Source organism: Spirillospora sp. NPDC000708, assembly GCF_040299565.1.
Taxonomy (GTDB): Bacteria; Actinomycetota; Actinomycetes; order Streptosporangiales; family Streptosporangiaceae; genus Spirillospora.
In genome coordinates this window covers 159,826-186,554 of the sequence record NZ_JBEPCJ010000004.1, presented here as the reverse complement: position 1 = coordinate 186,554, position 26,729 = coordinate 159,826, and the positions used below count along the sequence as shown (strand labels likewise).

Sequence of the window (26,729 nt, the reverse complement as noted above, 5' to 3'; positions counted from 1 at the left end):
GGTCGAGCTCGTCCCAGCCGAGTGGATAGGAGGGGCGGGGAGCGGGCACGGGTCGGTCATGGACGAGCGAGACGATCCGCGTGGGGACGTTCAGGAGCTGAGCGACTTCGAGCTGGCGGTGTACGAGACCGTGGCGGAGATCGACGTCGAGGGCCGCGCGGCGGACTTCGAGACGATCGAGCGGCTGATGGAGGCGCCCGAAGAGGATCTCTGGGCCGCGCTGGGCCACCTGGTGTCGATCAATCACCTGCACTCGACCCCGAAGGGCTACGTCCTCGGCCCGCACGACTGGGACGCCTGACCCGCCGGCCGGGGACGTCCCGGTGAGCGGGAGGCGGTGGCGCCGGACGGGCGCGGGGCGGGAGGATGGTCCACTGCCGTGCACGTGTCTGGTCAGGGAGGCCGCCGGATGGAGCTCGTCGTCACCGAGGAACAGCGGGAGCTGCGCGACGCGCTGCGGCGGTTCTTCGCCGACCGGTCGCCGTCGGCCGAGGTGCGGCGGCTGATGGAGACGGCCGAGGGCCACGACCCGAAGATGTGGGCGCAGATGGCGGAGCAGCTCGGGCTGCAGGGCCTGGCGGTCCCCGAGGAGCACGGCGGCGCGGGCTTCGGCGTCCGGGAGCTGGCCGTCGTGTTCGAGGAGATGGGGCGGGCGGTCGTGTGCGCGCCGTTCCTCGCCACGATCACCGCGGCGGAGGCGCTGCGGGCCGGGGAGGGCGGGCACGACCTGCTGCCCGGCATCGCGGACGGTTCGACCATCGCCACGCTCGCGATCGCGGAGGACGGCGGAAGCTGGGACCTCGACGCCGTGGAGACGCGGTTCGAGGGCGGCGTCCTGCGCGGGACCAAGAGCTTCGTGCTCGACGGATGCCTCGCCGGGCTCGTGCTCGTCGCGGCGAACGACGAGGAGGGCGTCGGGCTCTACGCGGTGGACGCCGATGCCGAGGGCATGACCAGGACGTCCATGCCGACGCTCGACCAGACGCGCAAGCTCGCCCGGATCGTGTTCGACGGGACCCCGGCGCGGAGGGTCGGCGGCGCGGACGCGATCCGGCACGCGCTGGACGTCGCCGCGGTGGCGCTGGCGGCCGAGCAGCTCGGCGGCGCGCAGCGGACGCTGGACATGACGGTCGAGTACGCGAAGGTGCGGCACCAGTTCGGCCGCCCGATCGGCTCGTTCCAGGCGATCAAGCACCGGTGCGCGGACATGTTCGTGCTGGTGGAGTCCGCGCGGTCGGCGGTGCTGAACGCGGCGGCCGCCGCCGACGAGAGCCCGGAGGAGCTGCCGCGCGCGGCGGCGCTGGCGAAGGCGTACTGCTCGGACGCGTTCTTCCACACGGCGGGCGAGGCGATCCAGCTGCACGGCGGCATCGGCTTCACCTGGGAGCACGACGCGCACCTGTACTTCAAGCGGGCGCAGTCGTCGCGGCAGCTGTTCGGGTCGCCGGACGCGCACCGCGAGCGGCTCGCCGCGCTCGCCGGCATCACGGGTGCAGCCTGAGCCCCTTCAGGGCCTTGTCCACGCCGTTCTTCGGCCCGTGGACGGCGAAGCCGACGAGCGGCATGTCCTCGGCGGTGACGGCGCGGACGGTGGCGCGGTTGGCCTCGTCGTGGCCGGTCTTGAACATGTCCTCGATGTAGACGGCGATGTCCATCCCGCGGGCGAGGGCCCGCGCGTGGGCGGCCTTGACGTCCTGGGCGCCGGCCTCGTAGACGAGGACGGGCTGGCGGAACATCGCGAGGTAGGCGTTGCCGGAGGCGTCCTCGTAGGGGTCGCCGATGACGCCGGGCACTCCCCCGGCCACCGCGCTCGCCAGGAACGCGGTGACGTTGAGCCGCTGCCAGGCGGCCAGGTCGTCGCGGACCACGATGCCGATCTTGGTGTCGAAGCGCATGCCGTCCAGGCTGGCGGGACGGACGGGCGGCGGTCTTGAACGCTCGTGCGCCGGGCCACACTGGGGGCGTGGACTGGAGCAGGTACTGGCGGTCGCCCGACCGCCCGCTGGAGGCGATGCACGCGCACTTCGAGCGGCACGCCTACCACCGGCACAGCCACGAGACGTACTCGTTCGGCGTGACCGAGGACGGCTACCAGGCGTTCCGGTGCCGGGGCGGCGCGCACACGAGCGCCGCCGGGATGGTCATCGCGTTCAACCCGGACGACCCGCACGACGGCCGCCCGGCGGACGCGCTGGGCTTCACCTACCGGATCGTGCACATCGGCCCGGAGCTGGTGGCGGGGGTGCTGGCCGACATCGGGGGGCGTCCGGCGGGGCTCCCGCTGTTCGACGCCCCGGTGGTCGGCGATCCCGTCCTCGCCCGGAGCCTGCGGGCCCTGCACGGCGCGCTGCTCGGCGGCGCCCCGGCGCTGCGCCGGGACGAGCTGCTCACCGCGGCGGTCGGCGCGATGGTGAACCGTGCCGCGTCCGGGCGGCTCCGCGTCGGGCCGTCGTCCGGTGCCGCCGCGCGGGCCCGGCGCCGGCTGGAGGACCGCTACCTGGACGACATCGGGGCGGACGAGCTGGCGGAGGCGGCGGGGTGCAGCAGGTTCGCGCTGTACCGGGCGTTCCGCCGGGCGTACGGGATGGCGCCGAGCGACTACCAGCGGCAGTTGCGGCTGCGCGCGGCGCGGGTGCGGCTGGCGCGCGGCGAGCCGATCGGGGAGGTGGCGGCGGCGACGGGGTTCGCCGACCAGAGCCATCTGACGCGGTGGTTCGTCCGCTGCTACGCGATGACGCCGGGGAGGTTTCGAGCCGCCTGCGGCGATTGAGGAACAATGTCGCCCATGATGCGGGCGAGCGGAGCGATGTTCGGACTGGCGTACGGGGACGCACTGGGTGCGCCCACCGAGTTCCTCACGATGGAGCAGATAGACCGGCGTTTCGGTGCGCTGGGCCCGGCGGAGCCGGAGGGCGATCCCGCCCTCGTCACCGACGACACGCAGATGGCGATCGCGGTGGGCCTCGCCCTCCTGGACGCCCTGGCGAACCCGCCGTTCACCCCCGACCTGGTCGCGCCGATGTGGCGGCGGCGGTTCGTGGACTGGCTGAACAGCCCCGACAACAACCGCGCCCCGGGCAACACGTGCCTTCAGGCCTGCCGGGGCCTGGCGGCCGGGCGGCCGTGGGTGGAGGCGACCGTCGCGGGCTCCAAGGGCTGCGGCGCGAACATGCGCGTGGCGCCGGTCGGGCTCGCGCCCGGCCTGACGGACGAGACGCGCGCGGGCGCCGCCCAGTTGCAGGCGGCGATGACGCACGGGCATCCGACCGGGCTGGCGGCGAGCGAGCTGACCGCGTTCGCCGTCCGGTGGCTGGCCGACGGCATGGCGCCCGCGGACCTGCCCGCCGCGCTGCGCGCCCGCTGCCACGAGCAGCGGTCCGTCTACCACGAGCGGTGGCTCGGCACGCTGTGGCAGCGGCCCGGCATGGACGCGCCCGAGACGTTCATCGCGCGCGGCTGGGACGAGTGCCTGGCCGTCCTCGACCGGCTGGACGAGGCCCTCGCGCGGGGCGACCGCGCGTCCGACCCGTGCGAGATCACCGGTGCGGGCTGGTGCGCGGAGGAGGCGCTCGCCACCGGGCTGCTGTGCTTCCTGCTGTTCCCGGACGAGCCCGTCGCGGCGATCCGGCGCGGCGCGGCGAGTTCCGGCGACTCCGACTCGATCGCGTGCCTGGCGGGCGCGTTCGCGGGCGCGCACCTCGGCATGGACGCCTGGCCGGCCGCGTGGGCCGGGCGGATCGAGTACGCGGCGGACCTGGCCCGGCTCGGGAGCGCCTGGGACTGAGGCCACCGGGGCCGTCCGCGCGGTCGACGCCGGCCTCTAAAGCCCGGCGGTCCAGCCCGTCCAGGCGTCGATGGCGATCGCGATGACCGGGCCCTCGGGCGGGCGGTCCCGGTACTGGGCGTAGCGGGCGGCGAGGAGCCGGACGGGCTCGGCGCGGCGGGCGTCGTCCTCGACGACGGCGGCGCGGCCGTCGACGCGGACCCACCAGAGCCGCTCCCAGTCGTCCTCGTAGTGGTCGGCGAGCAGCGCGACGTGCGGGTTGGCGCGGACGTTGGCCAGCCGCCGCAGGTCCCGCGTGCTCTTCGGCTTGTGGTCGACCGCGGTGTAGACCGACCCGCGGTGCACGGCGAACGTGACGGGGACCAGGTGCGGGCGGCCGTCCTCCCCGACGGTCGCGAGCCGCGCCACGGGGACGCTCGCGAGCAGCCGGCGCGCGTCGTCCGGTGAGAGCTTGGGCACGGGGTGCAGCCTGCCACGGCGCGGCGGCGGTTCCCAGGCTCCCCCGCGCGGGCGAGGCGGATCGCTCCCGGGCGGGAGGCCCGCCGGGGCGCGGTCCGGAAGGCTCGGACCCGTGGAAACGATCTTCAGACGGTGGCCCGCGTGGGCCGGGTACGCGGCCGGGGCGTGGGCGGTGGGCGCGGCGGCGCTGGCCCTCTACTGGGCCGCCGGCGGGACGGCCGGCTATCCGCTGCGGGACGTGCGGGACGCGCACGCGGCGGCCTGGCCGATCGGGGCGGTCCTGCTGGCCGGCGGGATCATGGCGGTGGCGAGCGTCCGGGACGTCGGGCGGCTCCTGCCGCGGGCCTGGCCGCTCGCGGGGCTCTGGGCGGCCTGCGCGGTGGCGGGCGCGGGGACGTTCGGGATCGTCATGAGCACGCTTCAGCTGGTGTTCACAGGGACGGTCGACGACTGGCCGGTGTTCGGCGTCGAGGCGTCCTGCGCGGTCGGCGCGGCCCTGTTCGCGGGGGCGGCCGCGGCGTTCCGCCGCCGGACCGAGGGGGCGTGCGCGCGCTGCGGCCGCGTGCACGCCGCGATCGGGGCCGCGAAGGTCCCGGCGCCGGTGACGGACGCGCCGCGCGGCGTCCGGCGGGCGGCGTACGCGGGCGCGCTGGCGTTCGTCCCGTACATGGCGATGAAGACGACGTGGGCGTTCGGGGGGACGTTCGCGGGGATCCCGGGCGACGAGGTCGTCGCGGAGTTCCGCCGCAACGGCGCGTCCGGGCTCGTCCTGACGCTGGAGCGGTACGGGCTGGACTTCACCACGCTGTCGGCGCTCGCGGGGATCTTCCTGCTGCTCGGGCTGACGCACCGCTGGGGGCAGGTGTTCCCGCAGTGGGCGCCGCCGCTCACCGGCCGCCGCGTGCCGCGCTGGCTCCCGCTCGTGCCGGCGTGGCTCGGCGCCGCGACGCTCGGCCCGTACGGGGTGGTGGGCACGCTCGCCTACCTGCTGCCGATCGCCGCGGGCGTCCGGGACCTCCCGCACGACGGGCTCATGAGCGGATGGTCCGGGTGGACGGTCGCCGCGTGCGGGATCGGTGCGTTCGGCGTCTACGGGATCGCGCTCGGCATCGCCGCGCTGTCGTACCAGCGGCGGACCCGGCCCCGCTGCGCCGCCGCCCCGCCGCCCGGAGACGCCGCCGGCCCGGCCGCCGCGCCGGAGGTCAGTCCTTGAAGTCCGGCGGGCGGTTCTGCTTGCGGGCCGCGATCGCCTCGTCGAAGTTCTGCGTGGTGAGCCGGACGTACAGCTGCCCGAGGCCCTCCTGCCCCATGTGCGCGTCGAGGCTCGACGCGTCCAGCCCGGACCACAGCGACCGCTTCGTCAGCTCGACGCCGGGACGGCTGAACCCGGCGATCCGCTCGGCGAGGTCGTAGCAGGCGTCCAGCAGCTTGTCGCCGGGGACGGTGCGGGAGACCAGCCCGATCCGCTCGGCCTCGGCGGCGTCCACGTCCCGGCCGGACAGCATGATCTCGAACGCGCGGGACGCGCCGATCGCGCGCGGCAGCAGGTAGCTGAGGCCGAGCTCGCTCGCGGTCAGCCCGTTGTTGATCCCGGCGGCGCGGAACAGCGCGGTCTCGGCGGCGAGCCGGATGTCGGCGGCCAGGCTCAGGCACATCCCGCCGCCGATCGCCGGCCCGTTGATCGCCGCGATCACCGGCTGGTGGACGCGGCGCATCGCGCGGACCACGTCGTCCAGCAGCTCCATCGAGCGCAGCGCGATCGTCGACAGCGTCAGCCCGTCGATGCCGGGGGGCGCGCCGGCCGACTCCAGGTCGGCGCCGGAGCAGAAGCCGCGCCCGGCGCCGGTGATGACGACGGCGCGGGTGTCGTTGTCGCGGCTCACCTCTTCGAGGGCCTCGCGGAACGGCACCATGACGTCGAACGCCATCGCGTTCATCCGCTCGGCCCGGTTGAGGGTGATGAGCGTGACGTGCGGGCGCGGCTTGTCGATCAGGACGAAGGGCAACGAGACCTCCCGGGTCGCCTAGCAAGCGCTAGGTTACACAGGCGGGAACTCCGGCGGCGCGAGCCCCCGCTCGACCACCTTCGCGAGCTGCTCGTCGGTCAGCACCCGGGGCTCGCCGATCGTCTTGGCCCGCACGTAGACGCCGCACAGCCACTCCAGCAGCCGCGCGTTCTCGAACGCCTCGTCCAGGTCCCGGCCGATCGCGACGCCGCCGTGGTTGGCCATCAGCGCCGCGCGCTTGCCGCCCGCCATCGCGGCGCGCACGTTCTCGGCCAGCTCCGGCGTCCCGTAGGTGGCGTACTCGGCGACCTTCACCACGCCGCCCAGCAGCAGCGTGTTGTAGTGGATCGGCGGCAGCTCGGTCATCGTCGTCGCGACCACGGCGCCGTAGGTCGAGTGGGTGTGGACGATCGCCGCAGCGGGCGTCTCCTCGTACAGCGCGAGATGCATCGGCGTCTCCGACGACGGCGCCCGGCCGCCGTCCACGAGCCGGGCGTCCAGGTTCACGACCGGGCAGTCCTCCGGCCGCATCCGGTCGAGCATCATCCCGCCCGGCGTCACCGCGACCAGGTCGCCCGACCGTACGCTGACGTTGCCCGACGCGCCGGTCACCAGGCCCGTCTCGGCCAGCCTGCGGCCCACCGCGCACAGCGCGCGCCGCTCGTCCTCCAGCAACATGCGAATCCCTCTCACGTTCTCGGCCCTGCCCGTCGTACGCTACGGCCCTGACGATCACGAGGGAGAACCCGGCATGGCAACTGTGGTCACGGTCGGAGCGCACATCCTGGACGTGCTGGCCCGGCCCGTCGAGGGCATCCCGGACGGCCAGGACACCGTGGTCGTCGACCGGATCAGGGTGACCGCCGCCGGCGCGGCCGCCGGGACCGCGGTCGCGCTCGCCCGGCTCGGCAACCGGGTCGTCTCGGTCGGCGCGATCGGCGACGACGACCTCGGCGACCTGCTCGTCACGATCATGAACCGGAACGGGGTGGACGTCACCGGGCTCGTCCGCCGCACCGCCGAGCAGACCAGCGCGTCGATCCTGCCGATCCGCCCGGACGGCGGCCGGCCGAGCTTCCACGTCCCCGGCGCGAACCTCACCCTCACCGCGGGCGCGGTCGAGCCCGGCCTGCTCACCGCCGCCGGCGCCGTCCACCTCGGCGGCCCGGACGTCACGTTCGGGCTGAACGACCCGGAGTTCTTCGCCGCGCTCGACGCGGCCCGCGCGTCCGGGACCGTCGTCACCATGGACCTGCTGTCCAACATGCCCGACCTGGTCCGGGGCGCCGCCGCGTTCCTCCCGCACGTCGACCACTTCCTGCCCAACGAGGAGCAGGCCGCGGCGATGACCGGCGAGGGCGACCCGGAGAAGGCCGCGCGCGCCCTGCTCGCCGAGGGGCCCGCCTCGGTCGTCGTGACGCTCGGCGCGCAGGGCAGCCTCGTCGCGACCGAAGGCGGCGCGCACCGGCTGCCCGCCCTGCCCGTCGAGGTCGTCGACACCACCGGCTGCGGCGACGCGTACTGCGCCGGGTTCATCACCGGCCTCGGCCAGGGCCGGGACGTCCTGGAGTCGGCCCGCTGGGGCACCGCCGCCGCCGCGACCGTCGCCCAGGGCCTCGGCTCCGACGCGGGCCTCACCGACCTCGACTCCGTCCTCACGCTGCTTTGATTGCATCGCCCTTGGCGTCAGGCCGCTAGACGGCCTTCCTTCGGCGGGCGATGCGTGCGATCGCTGCATCGCTCCGGCTCGCCCGGGGGCTCGCTGCGCGATCGAGTTCTCGCACGCTCGAACTCGGCTTCGCTCGCGATCGCGACGCTCCGGTCGGAGCGTGGCCGGGGCACGGGCTGAGGCGTCCTTCGGATGCTCAGCGGGCGTCCTGCCAGTAGGGGTCGCGGAGGAGGCGCTTGTAGAGCTTGCCGGTGGGGGTGCGCGGCATCGCGTCGACGAAGTCGATCGAGCGCGGCGCCTTGTAGCCGGCGAGCGACGCGCGGACGTGCCCGATCAGCTCGTCCGCCAGCGCGGCGGACGGCTCGGCGCCGTCGGCGAGCTCGACGGCGGCCTTCACCTGCTCGCCGAACTCCTCGTCCGGGACGCCGAACACCGCGACGTCGCGGACCGCCGGATGGGTGATCAGCACGCCCTCGATCTCGGCCGGGTAGATGTTCACCCCGCCGCTGATGATCATGTCGATGACCCGGTCGGCGAGGAAGAGGTAGCCGTCCTCGTCCAGGTGCCCGGCGTCGCCGGTGGTGAACAGGCCGTCGCCGCGGTGCACCGAGCGGGTCTTCTCCTCGTCGCCCCAGTACTCCACGTCGTCGCCGCTGGCGTAGCGGAACCAGATCTGCCCGCGCTCCCCCGGCGCGGCGGGCTCGCCGTCCTCGCGCAGGATGTGCACCTCGGTGGTGGGCAGCGGGCGGCCGACGCTGCCGGGCCGCTCCAGCCACTCGGACGCGGTGATGACGCTGTTCACCGACGCCTCGGTGGAGCCGTAGTACTCGTGGACGATCGGGCCGAACCAGTCGATCATCCGGCGCTTGACGTCCGGGGAGCACGGCGCGGCGCCGTGCCAGACGGCCTTCAGGGAGGAGCCGTCGAACGCCTTGCGGGTCGCCTCGTCCAGCCGCAGCAGCCGGACGAACTGGGTCGGCACGAGGTGCACGTTGGTGATCGCGTGCTCGTCGACGAGCCGGAGCGTCTCGGCGGCGTCGAAGCCGCGGCGCATCACCACCGACCGCCCGCCGAGGAGGAACACGTGCGACCACAGCCACTGCGCCGAGTGGTAGACGGGCCCGACGAGCAGGGTGCGGCCGTTCTCCGGGATCTGCAGGACGCCCGCCATCAGGTCGCCGAGCAGCCGGGCGTTCTCGATCGGGCCGCCCGCGGCGGTGAGCTTGCGGGTGACGCCCTTGGGACGGCCGGTGGTGCCGGACGTGTAGAACATCGGCAGCCCGGTGGACGGGTCGGCGATCTCCTCCTCGGCGCCCGTCGCGAGGAACTCCTCGTACGGGGTGAAGCCGTCGGCGGACTCGCCGAACGCGACGCGCGCGGCGAGCCCGAGGCCGGCGGACGCCTCGCGCGCGACGCCGGCGAAGGCGTCCTCGGTGAACAGCACGCGGGCCCCGGCGTCCTGGAGGACGTAGCGCAGCTCGTCGGCGGTCCAGTGCCAGTTGACCAGCACGTAGCGCAGGCCGATGTGGCCGGCGGCGCACATGGCCTCGAAGTACTCGCGCCGGTTGCCGGAGTGGATCGCGATCACGTCCCCGGTGGCCAGCCCCAGGCCGCGCAGCGCGTTCGCCAGCCGGTCGGTCCTGGCGTCCAGCTCGCGCCAGGTGGTGGTGCCGCGCTCGTCGGTCAGCGCGGGCTCGTCCGGACGGGCGTCGGCGTGCGGGCGGAGCAGTTCGGCCATCGGTCGCCTCCTGGAACGGGACAAATCCTAGAATCCGACTCTAGAACCATCCCGGCCGCGTTGACCAGGGGCGGCTCACGACGTCCGGACGAGATCGGTGGCCAGCACCGCCTCCGCCGCGTTGACCAGCTGCTCCAGCCGGAGCACCTCCGTCCGGTGGAACGGCGGCGCCCCCTTCCGCGCGACGACCAGCGCGGCGCGCCCCGCCGACAGCGGGCAGACCGCGTACTCCGTGCCGTCCGTCCCGGTGAAGGCGCGCGGCCGCAGCGGCGGCAGCACCGGCAGTTCGGTGCCGGTCAGCCCGCCGACGCTGGCGTGCACCAGCACCGCCGTGTCCTGCTCCCCCACCTCGGCGATCCCCGCCCAGTCGGCGCTGAGGATGCCCGGCACGGCGTCGGCCAGCGTCGCCGCGCCGCGCTCGGGGACCGCCGCGACCTGCCCGATCACGGCGGCGTCGGGGAAGGCGCCCTGCGGCTCGACGGTCGGCCAGATGCCGACGATCTCCACGCCGTTCACCGAGCCGAGACCGTCGCGCAGCCGCTCGACGCCCGCGCCCGCGGGCCACGTGACGGTGAAGTCGTCCAGAGCCCGCCCGTTGTCGCGTTCCAGTACCGCCATCTGCGCGACGTCGGCGCCCGCGGCGCCCAGCGTCCGCGCCACCTGGCCCAGCGAGCCCGGACGGTCGGGCAGCCGGACGCGGATCCGCAGCAACATCGCCACCTCCTTCTTCCGTGTCCCACCAGCTTCAGGGAGACCCGTTTCCCACGTGTTACCCATTCGTGTCGACGCGAAGAAGTCGGTGCTGGAACGGCGGGGAGGCGTCAAACTAGAGTCCAATGAAGGTCAACAGCAGACCTATCGCCTCTGCCGCCTCATCATTAAGGTGACTGCACGTGTCGAGCGACGGGGATCGCACAGTCAACGACGGGGCCGGATCCGGCACCGACGGCGCCGCGCCGGCGACGGGCGGCGCCTCGGCATCCGCCGAGGCCGCGCAGGGGGACGCCGGGGGCGGCCGCGCCGCGTTCGAGGCGGAGATCAGGGACGCCCTGGCGGGGCTGACCGCGCGGCTGGACCGCGAGCACGAGCGCGCCGCACACCGCGAGGCGGTCATCGACCGGCTGCACGAGGAGAACCAGCGGCTGCGGCGCGGGGAGCTGCAGGCGATGCTGGAGCCCGTCCGGGCGGCGCTGTACCGGCTGCACGACCAGGCCCGCCGCGAGGCCGGCCGGCTGGCGGGGGCGGGCGAGCCGCCCGACCCGGTCCGCACCGCCGGGCTGTTCACCGCCGTCGCCGACGACGTCGCCGACGCGCTGGCCCGGCTCGGCGTCGAGCGGTTCAGCGCGAGCCCCGGCGACCCGTACGACGCGTCCCGGCACCGGCCCGTCGCCGTCACCCCGGTCGCCGACCCGGACCGCGACGGCCTGGTGACCGGCGTGCAGGCGGACGGCTTCGAGCAGAGCGGCAAGGTGCTGCGCAAGGCGGCGGTCAGCGTCGGCCGGCTCGACCGGGCCTCCAACGGGACCACCGTCGCCGCGGGCGGCGGCGAGACGACGAACAACCGACTCGGCACCGATGGGTGAGAGGGACATGGCTGTCTACGGGATCGACCTGGGAACCACGTACTCCTGCATTGCCTCCATCGACGACGTGGGGCGGCCGGCGGTCCTGCGGAACCTGGAGGGCACCGACACCACACCGTCCGTGGTGTACTTCGAGAGCGGCGAGAACGTCGTCGTCGGCGCCACCGCGAAGGACACCGCGGTGCTGGAGCCCGACAACGTCGTCAGCCTGATCAAGCGCGACATGGGCCGGGACGTGACCCGCCCGATCCACGGGATCGACTTCACCCCCGAGGAGCTGTCGGCGTTCATCCTGCTGAAGCTCGCGACCGACGCGCGGACGACGACCGGCGAGGAGGCCCGCGACGTCGTCATCACCGTCCCGGCGTACTTCGGCGCGGCCGAGCGCGACGCGACCCGCAAGGCGGGCCGGATCGCCGGGCTGAACGTCATCGACATCGTGTCCGAGCCGATCGCCGCCGCGATCACCTACGGGGTGCTGAACCCCGACGCCGACCGCACGATCCTGGTCTACGACCTCGGCGGCGGCACGTTCGACACGACCGTCATCGCGCTGCGCGCCGGGCACATCGAGGTGATCTGCACCGACGGCGACCACGAGCTCGGCGGCGCCGACTGGGACGCGCGGCTGGTGGAGTACCTGGCGGAGCGGTTCCGCGCCGAGCACCCCGACGCGGGCGACCCGCTCGACGACAAGCAGACCGAGCAGCAGCTGCGCCGCGACGCCGAGGACGCCAAGAAGGCGCTCACCACCCGCACCGCGCACACCGTCCGGGTGATGCACGCCGGGCGGGTCGCGGCGATCGAGGTGACGCGGGAGCGGCTGGAGGAGCTGACCCGGGACCTCCTCGACCGCACCGTGGAGATCACCGGGCGGACGCTGTCGACGGCCGCCGAGAAGGGCGTGCACGACTACGACGACCTGGTGCTGGTCGGCGGGTCCACGAAGATGCCGGTGGTGGCGTCGCGACTGGAGACCGAGCTCGGGCTGTCGCCGCGCCTGCAGGACCCGGACCTCGCCGTCGCGAAGGGCGCCGCGCTGTACGCGTTCGAGGAGACCTACCGGCGGCTGATGCGGGAGGGCGCCGCCGAGCGCGCCGAGGAGATGGCGAGCCGGGCCGGGCTGTCGGCCGAGCAGCAGAAGCAGATCGCCGGCCGGCAGATCCGCACGGTCGCCTCGCACGCGTTCGGGATCGTGGTCGTCGACCGCGACTCCGGCGCCGAGCACGTCGCGCACCTGGTGCACGCCAACGACGAGCTGCCGGCGGCCCGCACCGAGGACTTCTTCACCGTCTACGACGACCAGACCTCCGCCGACGTCCGGGTGATGGAGCAGGCGGGCAGCGTCGAGTCCGCCGAGCTGATCGACAACACCGAGATCGCGACCGGGGAGATCCGCGTCCCGCCGGGCAAGAAGGCGGGCTGGCCGATCGGGGTGACGTTCGCGCTCGACTCGTCCGGGCTGCTCAACGTGACGGCCGTGGAGAAGGAGTCCGGCGAGCGGCTGGAGCTGAAGGTGGACGTCGGGGGGATGTCGGAGGAGGAGGTCGAGCGCTCCCGCAAGGCCCTCTCCCGGGTGCAGGTGAGCTGAGGGCCGGCGCGCCGCGGTGACGTTCGACGAGGAGTACCGGCGGGAGGTGCTGGAGCCGGCGCGGGCCGCGGGCGACCAGCCGCCCGAGGACCTGCGCGTCCGGTACGCGCTGGCCGACCCGCTGTCCGGGCCGGGCGTCGAGGCGCGGGTGAAGCAGGTGCGGCAGTGCTGGCGGCGGGCGCGCGGCCAGCTGAAGTACCGCAAGCTGATCGACCGCTTAGAGGCCGAGCACCGGGAGCTGGCACCGCTGTTCGCCGCCGCCGGGCGGGGCGACCTGCGGGCGCTGGAGGAGCGGCTGGCGGGCGGCCGGGAGCGCGGCGAGCGGCGCCGCGCGCAGGCCCGCGCCGGGCTGGCGGACGCGGCCGGGTTCCTGCGCATGGTGACGCCCGCCGAGGTCGAGGCGATCGCCCGGTCGGGCGGGGTCGCGCGCGCCGAGCTGGAGGCGCTCGCCGCCGCCGAGGGCGTCACCGTCCGCGAGCCGGACCCGCTGCCGCCCGCCGCGCCGTACGCGGCGTACCGGAAGGTCCGCGAGTCGCTCGGCGTGCTGGGCAAGCGGCACCTGGCCGACTTCCTGTTCGGTGCGCGGATCGCGGGCCCGATCCGGGTGCTGGACGGCTTCACCGCTCCCGCGTCGCCGGGCGCCCCGGGGGCGTCCGCGCTGCGCGGCGGGGTGCTGCGGCTCGACGCGGACGCGGTCGCCGCCGCCGGCGACGAGTGGGCGCGCCGCAGCCGCGACACCAGCACCACGCACGCCGGGACCGTCCTCGCGGCGCTGCGCTCCGGCGCCGACCTGGCCGAACTCGTCCGGTACGACATCGTGGACCGGCTGCGGGAGCGGTTCCGGCAGCGGGCGTCCGAGCGGGCGCTGCTGCGGCACGCGACCGAGGACCTCGGCGTCCACGCGGAGGACGCGCGGCGGCTGGTGTTCGCGGTGGTGCGGGAGACGGCCGGGGGCGGCGGCCTGGCCGGGCGGCTGCGCTCGCTGCTGGACGCGGGCGAGGTGTACGCGGCGTCGGAGCTGGCGGACGCGTCCGGGATCCCCGCCGCCGCCGCGGAGGGCGAGCCGTCGGAGGAGGAGGTGCTCGCCGCCGAGGCGCGGCACCGCGTCGACACCGCGCTGCGGCTGCGCGAGACCGCCGCCGCCGAACCCGACCCGGACCGGGCGTGGCGGCTGCTCGCCGACGCGCTGCGGCTCGTCCGCGACCTGCCCGGCGCCCTCGACCACCAGCGGCGGCTGCCGCCGAGGCCCGTCCCGGCGCTGCGCGCCGACGTCGACACGGGCGGCACGGGCGCCACCGTGCGGCTCTCGTGGGAGGCGTCGCCGTCGACCGCCGGGGAGATCGGCTACCGGCTCGTCCGGCGGACCGGGCGCCCGCCGCGCGGCGCCGGCGACGGCGAGCCGATCGCCGGGGAGCGCGACGAGCGGCCTCCGGTGAACGTCCCGCTGTACTACGGCGCCGTCGCGGTGCGCGGCGACGCCGCCGCGCCGCCCGCCGTCGCGGGGCCGGTCGTCGTGCGGCCGGAGCCGGGCGAGGTCGAGCTGCTGGCCGGGGACGGGCAGGTCACCGGCCGGTGGCGGTGCCCGGCGGAGGCGGCGCGGGTCGCCGTCGTCCGGGACGGGGCGCCGGTCGAGGCGGGACGCGACGGGTTCCGCGAGCGGGTGCCGAACGGCCGCACCCACCACTACCTGATCAGCGCCGTCTACCTGGACGCGGCGGGCCGCGAGGTCGCCACGCCGGGCGTGCGGGCGTCGGTGACGCCGAGCGCGCCGCCCGTGCCGGTGTACGAGCTGGCCGCCGAGCCCGACCCGGCCGACCCGGGGCTGCTGCGGGTGCGGTTCGCGCCGCCCGCGCACGGCACGGCGGAGCTGGTGCTGTCGCCGGGGCCGCCGCCGTGGCCGCGCAGCGCGCTGGTCCCGGTGGAGGAGGTCCGGCGGGAGACGCGGCGGCTCGCGTGCGCGCCGGTGGCGGGCGGGCTCGCGGTGCGGCCCGGCGCGGGCGGCTGGCTGCTCGCCGTGACCGTCGCCGAGGGCACCGCCGCGATCGGCGCGTACCACCGGTACGTGAACCTGCCGCCGCCGCGCCGGCTCGTCGCCGAGCGGCGCGGCGACCACGTGCACGTCGGGTTCGACTGGCCGCCGGACGTCGCGGAGGTCGACCTGGTGTACCGGATCGGCCGCGACGCGCGCCGCTCCGCCGACCCGGACGAGGAGCGGCGCGCGACGGTCACCCGCGCCGCGTACGACACCCAGGGCGGCGTCCGGCTGCCCGTCCCCGAGGACGAGCCCGTCGAGCTGGCCGTGGCGGCGGCCGGGACCGTCGGCGGGACGCGGGTGACCGGCCCGCCGGTGACCGCCGAGGTCGGGGCGCGCGCCGTCGTCCGCTACGACCTGGAGCGGTCGGGGCCGCCGTGGCGGCGGTCGCTGACGCTGCGGCTCACCTGCTCGCGGCCGCTGCGGGTGGCGCGGCTGTCGCTGGTGCTGCGGCGCGGCCGGGTGATGCCGCACCGGGCGGCCGACGGCGAGACGCTCGGCACGTGGGAGCAGGTGCCGGTGCCCGGCGAGCTGTCCGTGGCCGTCCCGGACGCGTCCGCGCCGTACTGGCTGCGCTGCTTCGCCGATGATGATGTCATCGAACTCACCGATCCCCCGATCCGCCGACTCCAGGTCCCGTGATGACCAGACCCCTCGCCCGCCTGCCGGGCGCGCCCGCGCGGCTCTTCCCCCGGCACGGCGTCACCTGCCCGTACTGCTTCGCGTCCGTCCCGCCGCAGCGGATCCTGTTCCGCTGCCGCGGGCAGGCGGGGCGGCGGCAGGGCTGCGCGCCCGTCCTCGACGAGAAGCTGGCCGCCTACACGGGGTCGACGGCGGGCGCGTCGCTGCCTCCGGTGTTCGCCGCGCCGGGACGCAAGGGGCGCGCCGACTGCCCCGAGTGCGGCGTCCCGACGGGGAACCGGGCGTGCCCGGAGTGCCACAACCCGCTGCCGTCGGCGTACTGCGACTCCCCCGGCAGGATCGTCGCGCTGGTCGGCGCGAAGAACGCCGGCAAGAGCACCTACATCGCGGTGCTGCTGCACGAGCTGATGAACCGGGTCGGCACGGAGTTGGACTCCTCGCTCGTCGCGTGCGACGACCGGACGATCGAGCGCTACAAGCGCGACTTCGCGCGGCCGCTGCTGGAGGAGCGGCGGCTGCTGCCGACGACCGCGAGCGCCGCGACGGGCCCGCGCGAGCCCCTCGTCTACCTGCTGACCCGGACGCGGGCCGGCCGGTTCCGGCAGGGCCGGTTCGCCCGCCCGCGCAACGACTCCCTCGCGCTGGTGCTGTTCGACACCGCCGGCGAGGACCTGCGCAGCCGCGAGGCGACCGACCTGCACCTGCGCTACCTGGAGGCGGCGGACGCGATCATCTTCCTGGTCGATCCGCTGGAGCTGCCGGGCGCGCGGGCGGGGATCTCCGACGCCGTCCCGGAGCCGCGCGGCTCCGGCGACGACTCCGGCGGCGAGCCGCTGGACATCATCGCGCGGGTCACCGACGCGCTGCGGCAGCGGCACGGCACCCGTCCCGGCGAGCCGCTGCCGGTGCCGGTCGCGGTCGCCCTCACCAAGATCGACGCGCTGCGCCCGGACCTGCTGCGGCAGTCGGCGCTGCGCCGGTCCCGGTCCGGCGCGGGCGTGCTCGACCTCGACGACCGGGACGCGGTGGACGAGCAGGTCCGGGCGCTGCTGCACGAGTGGCAGGCGGGCCAGCTCGACACCTACCTCGGGCAGCAGTACGCCGAGCACGCGCTGTTCGGGCTGTCGGCGCTCGGCGGCGTCCCGGAGGACGGCCGGGTCGGCGCGGGCGGCGTCCGCCCGCACCGCGCCGAGGACCCGCTGCTGTGGCTGCTGTACCGGTTCGGGATGCTCGACGGCGTCCGCCCCGGAGGTTCGTGACGGTGGCGTGGCAGCTGCACTACACCTCCGCGCGGCGCGGGCCCACCGGCCGGGCCGGGTTCCAGTTCGTCGCGGAGACGCCGGGCCTGCCCGACGGGGTGCGGGCGGCGGTCACGCCGTACATGTCGTACCGGCCGCCGCCGGACGCGCCGCTGTCCCCCGACGACGCCGAGCTGGACCGGTTCCCCGTCTCGCTGCTGTACGACCGGGTGGACGGGCGCCCGCTGCTGCTGCGCTGCCGCTACCTGGGCCGCGACTACTCCGGCCGGTACGGCAACTTCTTCGCGCACGCGGTGGTGGCCGACCCCGACGAGCTGGAGGGGCTGCGCCCCGCCGAGCTGTGGCACGCGCCGATCTGGACGCCGCTGCCCGGCGACGGCGACCTCGGCGAGCTGGACGACCTCGCGCCGGGCGCCGCGCTCGACCCCGAGTCGCTCGCGGAGTGGCTCGCGGGGTCCGGGCCGCCCGACGCGTACGGGACCCTCGCGCGGCTGGTGGACGCGGTCGCCGGCGTCCTCGGCCGGGGGCACGGCCGGATCGTGCTGGTCGCCGCCGACGTCGAGCTGATCGCCCGCTGGATCGCGGTGGTGTCGTACTCGCTGCCGGTCGCGGCGGCGGAGCGGCTGTCGTTCGTCACCTACACCGCCGACCCCGACGGCGCCGCGCAGCGGCTCGTCGGCACCACCCCGGACGTGTGGAACGCGGTGCGGCACCACGCGTCCCACGCGCTGGCCGTCGACCTGCACGGCGGCCTCGCCGGCGCGGGCGGCGCGTCCCGCTTCGCGCGGACCGTCGCGGCGTGCTGGCGCGACGCCGACTTCCCCGCCCTCGACGCGCTCGGCGAGCTCGCGCTGCTCGACGGCGCGGCGCCGTCCGACCCGGCGGTGCTGGAGGGCGCCGCGGCGCTGCTGGCGCTGTGCCGCCGCGACGCGCCCGTCACCGCCGCCGAGGAGAGCGCGGCCGGGGCGCTGCTGTCGCGGCCGGGCGCGGCCGTCCCCGACTGGGTGTGGCGCGACCTCGCGCCGGGCGTCGCGTCGATGGGCCTGGAGCTGGCGCTCGCCGTCCACGAGCGGGCCCTCGCGGCGGGCGCGACCGGCGTCGCGCGGGACTGCGCGGCGCGGATCGCGGTCCTGGCCCTGTCCGACCCGGCCGCGCGGGCCCGGATGCCCGAGCTGCCGGAACGCGCCGACGAACTGGAGCCGCGCGTGGCGCAGGCGCTCGCGGACGCGCCCGACCTGGCCGAGGTCGCGGCGGTCGCGGCGGTCGCCGCGCGCGCGGGCACCCGCGTCGACCTGGAAGCGCTCGCGGCGGCCGCCGCGGGGCGGGCCCGCCTCGGCGCCGCCGACCTGCCCGCCGCGTACCGGGCCTGCCCGGCCTCGGCCCGCGGGGCGCTCCTGGACGGCGCCATCGCGGGCCTCGCCGAGGCCGGAGCGCGCGAGCGGGCGGCGGCCCTCACGCCGGGCGCCTGCGACCTCCTCCACGAACACGCGGCCGGGCGCCTCCGCGCCGTCCCCGCCGTCGCGGTCCCGGTGCTCGCCTCCGTCGGGCGGCGCGACCGTCCGCGCCGCATCGAGGCGACCGCCGGCCTCCTCCGCCTGGAAGGGGCGGACGTCGAGGCGGCGCTCGCGGAGGTGTGGGCGGTGCCGCCGACGGCGGCCGAGTGCGCGGACCTGCTCGACGCGTTCGGCGAGGGGCTGGCGGCGAGCCCGACGCTGGCGGCGCTGCCGTCGCGGACGTTCGAGCGCGCCGGATGCGACGCCCTCGCCGACGCGCAGAGCCTGCGGCTCGCGGCGCTCGTGCCGTCGGTGCTGCCCGGCGGGCGCGCCGCCGCGGACGCCGCCGCCGTCCGCGCCTACGCCGACGCGATCACCGCGTCCCGGCCCGGCGAGGCGGCGCGGGCGATGGCGGCCCTGGCGGGCGCGCAGGGGGCGTCCGCCCGGCTCACCGGCGAGGCGTTCGAGGCGGCCGCGCGGCGGTTGTGCCGCCGCCCGCCCGCGTTCCGCGCGGGGCTGCTCGCCGAGGTGCCCGCACCCCTGCGGGCCCGGATCGCCGGGCGCTGGACGGCCGAGCTGCCCGCCCGCGCGCGCGCCGGCCGCGCCCAGTTGCGCGGCGCCGACGTCGAACGCCGCAACGACCTGATCGAGATCGTGCTGCGGCTGCGCATGCGCGGGATCACCGAACCGGACCTGGAGTCCTGGGCGCGCGGCGCCGCGGGCCGCTGGCTCGCCGCCCGGCAGCTCGACGCGCGCCTGGCCGACCGGCCGGAGCTGCGCGCCGCGCTGAAGGACCTCCTCGCCGGGGACGAGGGGAGGTGAGCCCGTGCAGATCCTGATCGCGTTCCTGCTGGTCGCCGTGTGGGCGGGGGCGATGTGGCTCGGGTTCTGGTACGTGTTCCCGGTGCTGTTCCCCGCGACGCTGATCGTCGCGGGCGCCTCCGCGCTCGGCCTCTACTATCTGAACGCCTGCCGCACGCTGGCGCCGTCCGCGCTCGACGGGCCGTCCCCCGTCGCCCCGCCGGACGTCGCCTACCGCAACTACCTGCTCGTCCAGGTGTGGCGGGACTGGTGGACGATCAGCCGGACCGTCGTCCCGCAGGTGTACCGGATCGCGTCCGGCATCGTCGTCCGGCTCACCCGGACGCTGCTCGGCGGGCCGTGGGGGTTCTTCGCGTTCCCGATCTGGCTGTCGCTGTGCGCGGGGATCGCGGCGGCGGCCGTCCCGGCGGCGGGGTTCGTGCTGGCGCTGACCGTCCTGTACGGGGTCGTCGCCGCGGTCGGGCTGGGGGCGTGGCTGGCGTGCGTGCTGGTCCTCGCGGCCGTCGAGCGGGTCTTCATGGCGTACGGGCGGATCCTGCAGACCTGCCCGCACCCGTTCTGCTACGAGCGCATCGGCCTGCCCGAGTACGAGTGCCCGGGATGCGGCGCCCGCCACCGGCGCCTTTCGCCCGGGGCCGCCGGGGCGTTCCGGCACGTGTGCCGGTGCGGCGCGCGGCTCCCCACGACCGTCCCGCTCGGCCGGTTCCGGCTCGCCGCGTACTGCCCGCACTGCGGCGGCCGCCTCCCCGAGCGCATCGGGCGCGTCCGCGTCGAGCCGCTGCCCTTCGTCGGCGGGCCCGCCGCGGGGAAGACCACGTTCATGTTCCTCGGCATCCGGGCGCTGCACGCGCGCGCCCGGTCCGTCCAGGGGCGGCTGGCGTTCGTGGAGCAGCGGCACGCGCAGGCGTACGCGGGCGCGATCCGCGAGTTCCAGAGCGGCGGGCGCCCCGCCAAGACCGGCCCGGAGCTGCCGCTCGCCACCATGGTCGACGTGGACCTGCCCGGCCGCGCCCGCCGCATCCTGTACCTGTTCGACCCGGCGGGCGAGCACTACACCGGCGCCACCGAGGTCGAGTCGCTGCGCTACCTCGACCACGGCGAGGCGCTGCTGTTCGTCGTCGACCCGTTCGCGCTCCCGCAGGTCCGCCGCGCGCTCACCGAGGACGAGCGGGACCTCGTCGACCAGGCCGCCGCCTCCTCGGAGGAGGACCCCGCCGACACCCTCCAGCGGGTCCTGAACGACCTGCGCTCCCGGTCCGACCAGGGCCGGCAGAAGCGCGTCGCGGTCATCGTCACCAAGGCCGACCTGCTCGTCCGCACCGAGATCGGCCGCTGCCTCGGCCACGACGGCGACGTCCGGGCCTGGCTCGGCGGCGTCGGGCTCGGCAACACCGTCCGCACCCTCGAGCAGGTCGCCGGGCAGGTCCGCTACCTCGCCTCCGGCCTCGCCACCGAGCCCGCCGACGTCGCGGACCTGCTGGGCTGGGCGTCCGGGCTCGCCCCCGCCGCCCCGTCCGGCGGCGACCACCCCCTCACCGCCGGCGACGCGCAGGAGGTCCCCGGCACCGCGCCGCTGCGCGCCCCCTGGCCGGTCCGCGGGCGCGGCTCGGCCCGCGTCCCCGCCGGCTACCAGGCCGGACGCTGGGCGGTGCTGTGCGGGCTGTCCGTGCTCACCGTCGCGGCCGTCACCGGCGCCGTGGTCGCCGCCGCCGAACGGTTCCCGTACTGAACGCGCCGCCGGGTCCCGCGGCGCGTCCCGGGTGTGACGGATCCCACTCCCTGACGCGGCAGATAACGGACCGTCATCCGGTTACAGCCTCTCGGAACCGGCCGACCCCGCCGGCTCCCCCAGCCGACCGAGAGGTGGAGACATGACGACGATCGCGCCCGAAGGGCTGCTCGCCATCGACGCGTCCGCGCAGGACCTGCTGTTCCGCGAGGCCCGCACCGCCAACACCTTCAGCTCCGAGCCCGTGACCGACGAGCAGCTCCGCGCGATCTACGACCTGGTCAAGTGGGCGCCGACCGCGATGAACGCCCAGCCGCTGCGCCTCGTCGCCGTCCGCACCCCGCAGGCGCGCGAGCGGCTGCTGCCGCTGATGGCCGAGGGCAACCGCGCCAAGACCGCGTCGGCGCCGCTCACCCTCATCGTCGCCGCCGACGAGGACTTCCACGAGCACCTCCCGGTCACCTTCCCGCACAAGGAGGGCGCCCGCGAGGCCCTGCACGACAGCCCCGGCCGCCCCGCCATGGCCCGCTTCAACGCCTCCATCCAGCTCGGCTACCTCATCCTCGGCATCCGCGCCGCCGGCCTGGCCGCCGGCCCGATGGCGGGCTTCGACGCCGAGGCCGTCGAGAAGGAGTTCCTGGAGGGCAACCAGCGCGCCATCGCCGTCGTCAACGCCGGCCGGCCCGGCCCGGACGCCTGGTTCCCCCGCAACCCGCGCCTCGAGTTCGAGCAGGCGGTGAAGGTTGTCTGAACCCCCCGCCGGGACGGCCGCGCCCGCGGGCGCGGCCGCCCGCGCGGACCGGCGGGTCGTGCTGGTCCTGGTGCTGGGCGCGCTGAGCGCGATGGCGCCGCTGTCGATCGACATGTACCTGCCGGCGCTGCCCAGGGTCGCGTCCGACCTGTCGACCGGGGCGTTCCAGGCGCAGCTCACCCTGACCGCCTGCGTGGTCGGGCTGGCCGCCGGCCAGGCCGTCGCGGGGCCGCTGAGCGACGCGCTCGGGCGGCGCAGGCCGCTGCTCGCCGGGCTGGCCGCGTACGCGGTCGCGTCGCTGCTGTGCGTCGCGGCGCCGACCGTGGAGACGCTGATCGCGCTGCGGGTCGTGCAGGGCGCGGCCGGGGCGGCGGGGATCGTGATCGCGCGCGCCGTCGTCCGGGACCTGTACGACGGGGTGGCGGCGGCGCGGTTCTTCTCCTCGCTGATGCTGGTCAACGGCCTCGCGCCGATCCTGGCGCCGGTCATCGGCGGGCAGCTGCTGCGGGTCATGCCGTGGCCCGGCGTGTTCGGGGTGCTGACCGGGATCGGCGTCGCGCTGCTGCTGGCGACGCTCGCCGGGCTCGGCGAGACGCTGCCGCCGGAGCGGCGGGAGACCGGTGGCCTGCGCGCGACCGTCCGGACGTTCGGGGCGCTCGCGCGCGACCGGTCGTTCGTCGGCCCCGCGCTCGCCCTCGCGCTGGCGTTCGCGGCGCTGTTCACCTACATCTCCGGCTCGCCGTTCGTGCTGCAGGACATCTACCACCTGTCGCCGCAGGCATTCAGCGTCGCGTTCGGCGTGAACTCGCTGGGCATCGTCGTCGCGGGCCAGCTCAGCGGGCGGCTCGCCGGGCGCGTCGCGCTGCGCCGGCTGCTGGCGGCGGGGCTGGCGACCGTCGCGGCGGGCGGGCTGCTGCTCCTCGGCGCGGTGCTGGCCGGCGGCGGGCTGCCCGCGGTGCTGCCGGCGCTGTTCCTCGTCGCGTCCGGGCAGGGTCTGATCATGCCGAACGCGACGGCGCTCGCACTGGCCGGCCGGCCGCCGCGGGTCACCGGGAGCGCGTCGGCGCTGCTCGGGCTGTCGCAGTTCGCGCTCGGCGGGGCCGCCGGGCCGCTCGCCGGGATCGCCGGGCCGCGCACGGCGGTGCCCATGGCCGTGACGATCGCGGTGCTGTCGCTGCTCGCCGCCGCCGTCGCCGCGGCCGCGCCGTCGAGGGTTGCGTCAGCGAACTGACCGTGCGTACGGTCGGGACGTGATCGTTCGCATCGGCATGGCCCCCGCGTCCGGCGCGCTCGGACCCGACTCCCTCACCGCCCTCGTCCTCGGCCTCGAACGCGAGGGCTTCGACTCGCTCTGGGTGTCCGAGCGGGCGTCCGGACCGACGCTCGATCCCGTCGTCGTGCTCACGCACGCGGCGGCGCTGACGTCCAGGATCAAGCTCGGCACCGCGGTCATGACGGTGCCCGGCCGCTCCCCCGCCCTGCTCGCCAAGGAGCTGGCGTCGCTGGACGTGCTGTCGCGCGGCCGGCTGCTGCCCGCGTTCGGGCTCGGCCAGCGGCTGCCCGCCGAGCAGCAGGCGTTCGGCGTCCGCCGCGAGGAGCGCGCCGCGATCTTCGAGGAGGCGCTGCCGCTGCTGCGCCGCTTCTGGGCCGGCGACGCCGTCGTCCACGCCGGGCCGCGCTTCCGCTACGACGGGCTGCGGATCGAGCCGAGGCCCGTCAAGGGCGGCTTCGACGTGTGGATGGGCGGGACGTCGGACGCGGAGCTGCGCCGCACCGGGCGGCTGTCGGACGGCTGGCTCGCCGCGTTCACCACGCCCGCGGAGGCCGAGCGCGGCCGGATCGCGGTGCAGGACGCCGCCGCTGCCGCCGGACGCGAGATCGAGGAGGAGCACTTCGGCGCCGTCGTCCCGTACCGGCGCGGCCCGCTGCCGGAGGAGGCGGCGGCCCGGTTCGCGCGCGTCCGCCGCGTCAGCGGCCCGGCCGACCCCGCCGACGTCGTCCCCGACCTCGACGGCCTGGAGGCGCACCTGAAGCGGCTGGTGGAGGCGGGCCTGTCGAAGTTCGTCCTCGCCCCGCTGTCCGCCCCGGACGACTGGGACGCCGAACTCGCCGACGTCCGCGACGCGGCGCTGCCCCTCCAGACCCGCCGCTGAGCCGTCGCGGCGCGGCGGCCGCCCGTCAGTCGAGGGCGGCGAGGATGAAGTCGGCGACCTCGGCGGCCAGCTCGGCGGCGGGCTTCGGGCCGTCGGCCCGGTACCAGCGCGGGAGCTGGTTGACCATGCCGAGCGCGACGATCGTGACGGTGTCGGCGGGCGTCGGGGTGGTGAACGAGCCGTCCCGCTTGCCCTGCTCGACGAGCCCGCGGAAGGTGTTGTGGTAGCGGCGGCGGTCGGCGCGGACGGCGTGCATGCGGACGTCGTCGAGCCGGTGCATCTCGCGGCCGAACACCTTCGCCTCGTCGATGTGCTCGGCGGTGCTGAGGATCAGCCCGGTGAGCACCCGGCGGACGGCCTCACGCGGCGGCAGCCCCTCGGCGAGGACGGCGTCGAGGTCGGCGAGCTGCCGCGCGATGAGCGAGTGGTAGATCTCGTAGAGCAGGGCGTCCTTGGAGTCGAAGTAGTGGTAGAGGGCGCCCTTGGTGACCTCGGCGGCCTCGACGATGCCCTGGACGGACGTCCCGTCGAAGCCGCGCTCGGCGAACAGCCGCAGGGCGGCGTCCAGGATGCGCCGCTCCACGGGGCTGCGCCGGACCGGCGCGGCCCCCGCGCCGTCCGCCGCGGCGTCCGTAGGCTGGGTCTCGGTCATCGGCGCTCCTCCCATTGACGCGCCCGCGTCCACGGACATAGCTTGCCAGAAACCGACCGGTCGGTATGCACCTGTCCCGCCTGGATCGAGGGAGACCCCTGATGCCCGCAGTCGAGACCGTCCGCGGACCCGTCGACGTCGCCGCCCTGGGCCGCACGTACATGCACGAGCACGTCTTCTGCCTCAGCGCCGAGCATGTCGAGAACTACGGCGCGGGCGACTGGTGGGACGAGGAGGAGAAGGTCGCCGACGCGGTGGCCAAGCTCCGGGAGCTGCCCGCGCGCGGCATCACGACGATCGCGGACCCGACCGTGTGGGGCCTCGGTCGCTACATCCCGCGCATCCAGCGGATCGCCGAGCAGGTCCCCGAGCTCAACATCATCGCGGCGACCGGCATCTACACCTACAACGACCTGCCGTTCCAGTTCCACCACCGCGGGCCGGGCACGCTGCTCGACACCGGCTCCGACCCGATGACCGGCTACTTCGTCCGCGACCTGACGCAGGGCATCGCCGACACCGGCGTCAAGGCCGCGTTCCTCAAGTGCGCGATGGACGCCCCGGGCCTCACCCCCGGCGTCGAGCGGGTGCTGCGGGCCGTCGCGGCCGCGCACCGGGAGACGGGCGCCCCGGTGACGGTGCACACCGAGAGCTCGATCCACGCGGGCCGGACGGTCGTGGAGATCCTCGGCAAGGAGGGCGTCGACCTCAGCAAGGTCGTCGTCGGGCACGCCGGGGACAGCAACGACCTCGACTACCTGATGGAGCTGGCGGACACCGGCGCGATCCTCGGCATGGACCGGTTCGGCCTGGACGTGATCAACCCGACCGCCGACCGGGTCCGGACCGTCGCGGCGCTGTGCGAGCGCGGCTACGCCGACCGGATGGTGCTCAGCCACGACGCGAGCTGCTTCATCGACTGGTTCGGCCCCGACCCGGCGACCGTGCCGGCGTTCGCGCCGAACTGGAACTACCGGCACATCAGCGACGACGTGCTGCCCGCGCTGCGCGAGGCGGGCGTGCCGGACGGGCAGGTCGACCAGATGCTCGTCGCGAACCCGCGCCGCTACTTCACCCGCTGAGGGCGCGCGACGCGCCGACCGGCAGCGCCACGCCCGCGAGAGATCGCCGGCGCCCGCGTCCCGCTGGGACGGGATTCGTGGTCAACGGTTATCCACAGGGATGGCCAGGAACCCGTCTCAAGGACTAATCCGCCCGGATCGGGAATCATGGGTGGAAACTGCTAGGAGGCGCCGGTGAACGAGGTCTTCGAGCATCGCGGGCTCCGCGCCGCGATCCCCATGCTGCTGATGGCGCTGCTGGTCCTCGTCGCGCCCGGCTGCCAGGCGCTCGACCGCGGCGGCGCGGGCCCGGAGGACGTCCCGCCGCCGGTCAAGACGCCCGTCGTCCAGCACGAGAAGCCGAGCGGACGGCGCCCCGGCGTCGTCAACATCGACACCGAGCAGGGCCTGAACAGCACCCGCGCCGCCGGCACCGGGATCGTCATGGACCCCTCCGGGCTGGTGCTGACCAACAACCACGTCATCCAGGGCGCCACCACGATCAAGGGCACCGACACCGACAACCGGCGCTCCTACACCGCCCAGATCGTCGGCTACGACCGGCAGAGCGACGTCGCCGTGATCCGCCTGTTCGGCGCCTCCCGGCTGAAGGCCGCCGTGTTCGGCGACCCGTCCGCGGTGGGCGTCGGGGACCCGGTCACCGCCGTCGGCAACGCCGGCGGCAAGGGCGGCACCCCGACGGTCGTCACCGGCAAGGTCACCTCGCTGGACCAGACGGTCACCGCCCGCGACGACAGCGACGGCACCTCCGAGCGGCTCACCGGCATGATCGAGACGAGCGCGCCGATCAGGCCGGGCGACTCCGGCGGACCGCTGCTCAACACCCGCGGCCGGGTCATCGGCATCAACACCGCGGCCTCCGCGTCGTTCACCGTGGGCAAGTCCAAGCAGAAGGGCACCCACCGCGGCTACGCCATCCCGTCCGACCGGGCCCTCGCGATCGCCCGGCAGATCGCCCGCGGCCAGGCGTCGTCGACCGTGCACATCGGCCCGACCGCCATGCTCGGCGTGAAGGTCCGCTCCGGCGACACGCAGGGCGCCCAGGTCGCCGAGGTCGTGCCCGGCACCCCGGCCGACGAGGCCGGCGTCCCGGTCGGCGCCACGATCATCTCGCTCGGCGGCGCCACGGTCGACTCGCCGACGACGCTCACCGGGCTGATGCTCGCGCACCATCCCGGCGAGACCGTCCGGCTGGAATGGTTCACCACGCAGGGCACCCGGTCGGCCGCCACGCTCCGCCTGGCCGACGGCCCGCCGCAGTAGCCGGGCGGCCGCGGTAGCCGG

At 75.8% G+C, this 26,729-nt stretch carries 24 protein-coding genes; 17 read left to right on the top strand and 7 right to left on the bottom strand.

The genetic code is table 11. The features are described from left to right. Positions 1-58: 58 nt before the first annotated feature. Positions 59-301, top strand: coding sequence for a hypothetical protein (locus ABT299_RS05145; RefSeq protein WP_190866492.1), 243 nt, complete (start codon positions 59-61; stop codon positions 299-301). Between the two features lie 108 nt (positions 302-409). Beyond that, complete coding sequence (locus ABT299_RS05140; RefSeq protein WP_387023557.1) at positions 410-1,501, top strand: acyl-CoA dehydrogenase family protein; 1,092 nt, start codon at positions 410-412, stop codon at positions 1,499-1,501. On the opposite strand, the gene ABT299_RS05135 is transcribed toward ABT299_RS05140, so the two are convergent. Further along, on the bottom strand, positions 1,485-1,895 hold the full coding sequence (locus ABT299_RS05135) for a DUF2000 domain-containing protein (RefSeq protein ID WP_190866488.1): 411 nt from the start codon (positions 1,893-1,895) through the stop codon (positions 1,485-1,487). The genes ABT299_RS05140 and ABT299_RS05135 overlap by 17 nt on opposite strands. Positions 1,896-1,963: 68 nt before the next feature. On the opposite strand from ABT299_RS05135, the gene ABT299_RS05130 reads away from it, so the two are divergent. Then, positions 1,964-2,770, top strand: a complete 807-nt coding sequence (locus ABT299_RS05130; RefSeq protein ID WP_500249821.1) for a helix-turn-helix transcriptional regulator — start codon at positions 1,964-1,966, stop codon at positions 2,768-2,770. A 15-nt stretch (positions 2,771-2,785) separates the two neighbouring features. After that, positions 2,786-3,784: an ADP-ribosylglycohydrolase family protein gene (locus tag ABT299_RS05125; RefSeq protein ID WP_241756389.1), complete on the top strand. Its 999-nt coding sequence runs from the start codon at positions 2,786-2,788 to the stop codon at positions 3,782-3,784. A 36-nt stretch (positions 3,785-3,820) separates the two neighbouring features. Here the strand turns inward: ABT299_RS05125 and ABT299_RS05120 are convergent, their stop codons facing one another. After that, the gene (locus tag ABT299_RS05120; protein WP_500249820.1) at positions 3,821-4,243 is read right to left on the bottom strand and encodes a TIGR03668 family PPOX class F420-dependent oxidoreductase; all 423 of its coding nucleotides are present in this window, start codon (positions 4,241-4,243) and stop codon (positions 3,821-3,823) included. 112 nt (positions 4,244-4,355) lie between these two features. Here ABT299_RS05120 and ABT299_RS05115 point away from each other — a divergent pair, with 112 nt between their 5' ends. After that, positions 4,356-5,456, top strand: a complete 1,101-nt coding sequence (locus tag ABT299_RS05115) for a hypothetical protein (RefSeq protein WP_500249819.1) — start codon at positions 4,356-4,358, stop codon at positions 5,454-5,456. Here ABT299_RS05115 and ABT299_RS05110 read toward each other — a convergent pair. Both ABT299_RS05110 and ABT299_RS05105 read right to left on the bottom strand, forming a co-directional pair. Further along, positions 5,446-6,249: an enoyl-CoA hydratase gene (locus ABT299_RS05110; protein WP_500249818.1), complete on the bottom strand. Its 804-nt coding sequence runs from the start codon at positions 6,247-6,249 to the stop codon at positions 5,446-5,448. The two genes, ABT299_RS05115 and ABT299_RS05110, sit on opposite strands and share 11 nt — an antisense overlap. A 33-nt stretch (positions 6,250-6,282) precedes the next feature. Beyond that, positions 6,283-6,927 (bottom strand): class II aldolase/adducin family protein, encoded by a 645-nt coding sequence (locus tag ABT299_RS05105; protein WP_500249817.1) that lies wholly within the window; start codon positions 6,925-6,927, stop codon positions 6,283-6,285. Between the two features lie 73 nt (positions 6,928-7,000). Here ABT299_RS05105 and ABT299_RS05100 point away from each other — a divergent pair, with 73 nt between their 5' ends. Then, complete coding sequence (locus ABT299_RS05100; RefSeq protein ID WP_500249816.1) at positions 7,001-7,918, top strand: carbohydrate kinase family protein; 918 nt, start codon at positions 7,001-7,003, stop codon at positions 7,916-7,918. A gap of 196 nt (positions 7,919-8,114) precedes the next feature. On the opposite strand, the gene ABT299_RS05095 is transcribed toward ABT299_RS05100, so the two are convergent. Further along, entirely contained in the window at positions 8,115-9,656 is a 1,542-nt protein-coding gene (locus ABT299_RS05095; RefSeq protein ID WP_500249815.1) for an AMP-binding protein, read from the bottom strand. Between the two features lie 75 nt (positions 9,657-9,731). After that, positions 9,732-10,370, bottom strand: coding sequence for an ACT domain-containing protein (locus tag ABT299_RS05090; RefSeq protein ID WP_387023576.1), 639 nt, complete (start codon positions 10,368-10,370; stop codon positions 9,732-9,734). 179 nt (positions 10,371-10,549) lie between these two features. On the opposite strand from ABT299_RS05090, the gene ABT299_RS05085 reads away from it, so the two are divergent. From ABT299_RS05085 to ABT299_RS05045, 9 genes are all read left to right on the top strand, one after another. After that, on the top strand, positions 10,550-11,239 hold the full coding sequence (locus ABT299_RS05085; RefSeq protein WP_500249814.1) for a nucleotide exchange factor GrpE: 690 nt from the start codon (positions 10,550-10,552) through the stop codon (positions 11,237-11,239). Between the two features lie 7 nt (positions 11,240-11,246). Further along, positions 11,247-12,830 carry an Hsp70 family protein gene (locus ABT299_RS05080; protein WP_387023580.1) on the top strand — a complete coding sequence of 528 codons (1,584 nt, stop codon included), beginning with the start codon at positions 11,247-11,249 and terminating at the stop codon, positions 12,828-12,830. A gap of 16 nt (positions 12,831-12,846) precedes the next feature. Further along, positions 12,847-15,504, top strand: a complete 2,658-nt coding sequence (locus ABT299_RS05075) for a SaeA-related protein (protein ID WP_500249813.1) — start codon at positions 12,847-12,849, stop codon at positions 15,502-15,504. Next, complete coding sequence (locus ABT299_RS05070) at positions 15,504-16,763, top strand: TRAFAC clade GTPase domain-containing protein (protein ID WP_500249812.1); 1,260 nt, start codon at positions 15,504-15,506, stop codon at positions 16,761-16,763. The genes ABT299_RS05075 and ABT299_RS05070 overlap by 1 nt, the downstream gene beginning before the upstream one ends. 2 nt (positions 16,764-16,765) lie before the next feature. After that, entirely contained in the window at positions 16,766-19,078 is a 2,313-nt protein-coding gene (locus ABT299_RS05065) for a GAP1-N2 domain-containing protein (protein WP_500249811.1), read from the top strand. 4 nt (positions 19,079-19,082) lie between these two features. Then, on the top strand, positions 19,083-20,807 hold the full coding sequence (locus tag ABT299_RS05060) for a TRAFAC clade GTPase domain-containing protein (RefSeq protein WP_500249810.1): 1,725 nt from the start codon (positions 19,083-19,085) through the stop codon (positions 20,805-20,807). A gap of 142 nt (positions 20,808-20,949) precedes the next feature. After that, complete coding sequence (locus ABT299_RS05055) at positions 20,950-21,558, top strand: malonic semialdehyde reductase (protein ID WP_190863675.1); 609 nt, start codon at positions 20,950-20,952, stop codon at positions 21,556-21,558. Further along, positions 21,551-22,789: a multidrug effflux MFS transporter gene (locus ABT299_RS05050; protein ID WP_500249809.1), complete on the top strand. Its 1,239-nt coding sequence runs from the start codon at positions 21,551-21,553 to the stop codon at positions 22,787-22,789. The genes ABT299_RS05055 and ABT299_RS05050 overlap by 8 nt, the downstream gene beginning before the upstream one ends. Before the next feature lie 19 nt (positions 22,790-22,808). After that, entirely contained in the window at positions 22,809-23,711 is a 903-nt protein-coding gene (locus tag ABT299_RS05045) for an LLM class flavin-dependent oxidoreductase (RefSeq protein ID WP_500249808.1), read from the top strand. 25 nt (positions 23,712-23,736) lie between these two features. On the opposite strand, the gene ABT299_RS05040 is transcribed toward ABT299_RS05045, so the two are convergent. Beyond that, positions 23,737-24,363: a TetR/AcrR family transcriptional regulator gene (locus ABT299_RS05040; protein ID WP_387023594.1), complete on the bottom strand. Its 627-nt coding sequence runs from the start codon at positions 24,361-24,363 to the stop codon at positions 23,737-23,739. Positions 24,364-24,464: 101 nt separating this feature from the next. Between ABT299_RS05040 and ABT299_RS05035 the strand changes: the two genes are divergently transcribed. Both ABT299_RS05035 and ABT299_RS05030 read left to right on the top strand, forming a co-directional pair. Beyond that, positions 24,465-25,445, top strand: coding sequence for a phosphotriesterase family protein (locus ABT299_RS05035; RefSeq protein ID WP_190863669.1), 981 nt, complete (start codon positions 24,465-24,467; stop codon positions 25,443-25,445). 174 nt (positions 25,446-25,619) lie between these two features. After that, positions 25,620-26,708: a S1C family serine protease gene (locus ABT299_RS05030; protein WP_347256959.1), complete on the top strand. Its 1,089-nt coding sequence runs from the start codon at positions 25,620-25,622 to the stop codon at positions 26,706-26,708. Positions 26,709-26,729: the final 21 nt, after the last annotated feature.

Bases quoted from the DNA above. Each gene is read 5' to 3' on its own strand.
- ABT299_RS05145 (WP_190866492.1), top strand. From the start codon at position 59: ATGGACGAGCGAGACGATCCGCGTGGGGACGTTCAGGAGCTGAGCGAC.
- ABT299_RS05140 (WP_387023557.1), top strand. From the start codon at position 410: ATGGAGCTCGTCGTCACCGAGGAACAGCGGGAGCTGCGCGACGCGCTG.
- ABT299_RS05135 (WP_190866488.1), bottom strand. From the start codon at position 1,895: ATGCGCTTCGACACCAAGATCGGCATCGTGGTCCGCGACGACCTGGCC.
- ABT299_RS05125 (WP_241756389.1), top strand. From the start codon at position 2,786: ATGATGCGGGCGAGCGGAGCGATGTTCGGACTGGCGTACGGGGACGCA.
- ABT299_RS05105 (WP_500249817.1), bottom strand. From the start codon at position 6,927: ATGTTGCTGGAGGACGAGCGGCGCGCGCTGTGCGCGGTGGGCCGCAGG.
- ABT299_RS05100 (WP_500249816.1), top strand. From the start codon at position 7,001: ATGGCAACTGTGGTCACGGTCGGAGCGCACATCCTGGACGTGCTGGCC.
- ABT299_RS05095 (WP_500249815.1), bottom strand. From the start codon at position 9,656: ATGGCCGAACTGCTCCGCCCGCACGCCGACGCCCGTCCGGACGAGCCC.
- ABT299_RS05090 (WP_387023576.1), bottom strand. From the start codon at position 10,370: ATGTTGCTGCGGATCCGCGTCCGGCTGCCCGACCGTCCGGGCTCGCTG.
- ABT299_RS05080 (WP_387023580.1), top strand. From the start codon at position 11,247: ATGGCTGTCTACGGGATCGACCTGGGAACCACGTACTCCTGCATTGCC.
- ABT299_RS05070 (WP_500249812.1), top strand. From the start codon at position 15,504: ATGACCAGACCCCTCGCCCGCCTGCCGGGCGCGCCCGCGCGGCTCTTC.
- ABT299_RS05055 (WP_190863675.1), top strand. From the start codon at position 20,950: ATGACGACGATCGCGCCCGAAGGGCTGCTCGCCATCGACGCGTCCGCG.
- ABT299_RS05040 (WP_387023594.1), bottom strand. From the start codon at position 24,363: ATGACCGAGACCCAGCCTACGGACGCCGCGGCGGACGGCGCGGGGGCC.
- ABT299_RS05035 (WP_190863669.1), top strand. From the start codon at position 24,465: ATGCCCGCAGTCGAGACCGTCCGCGGACCCGTCGACGTCGCCGCCCTG.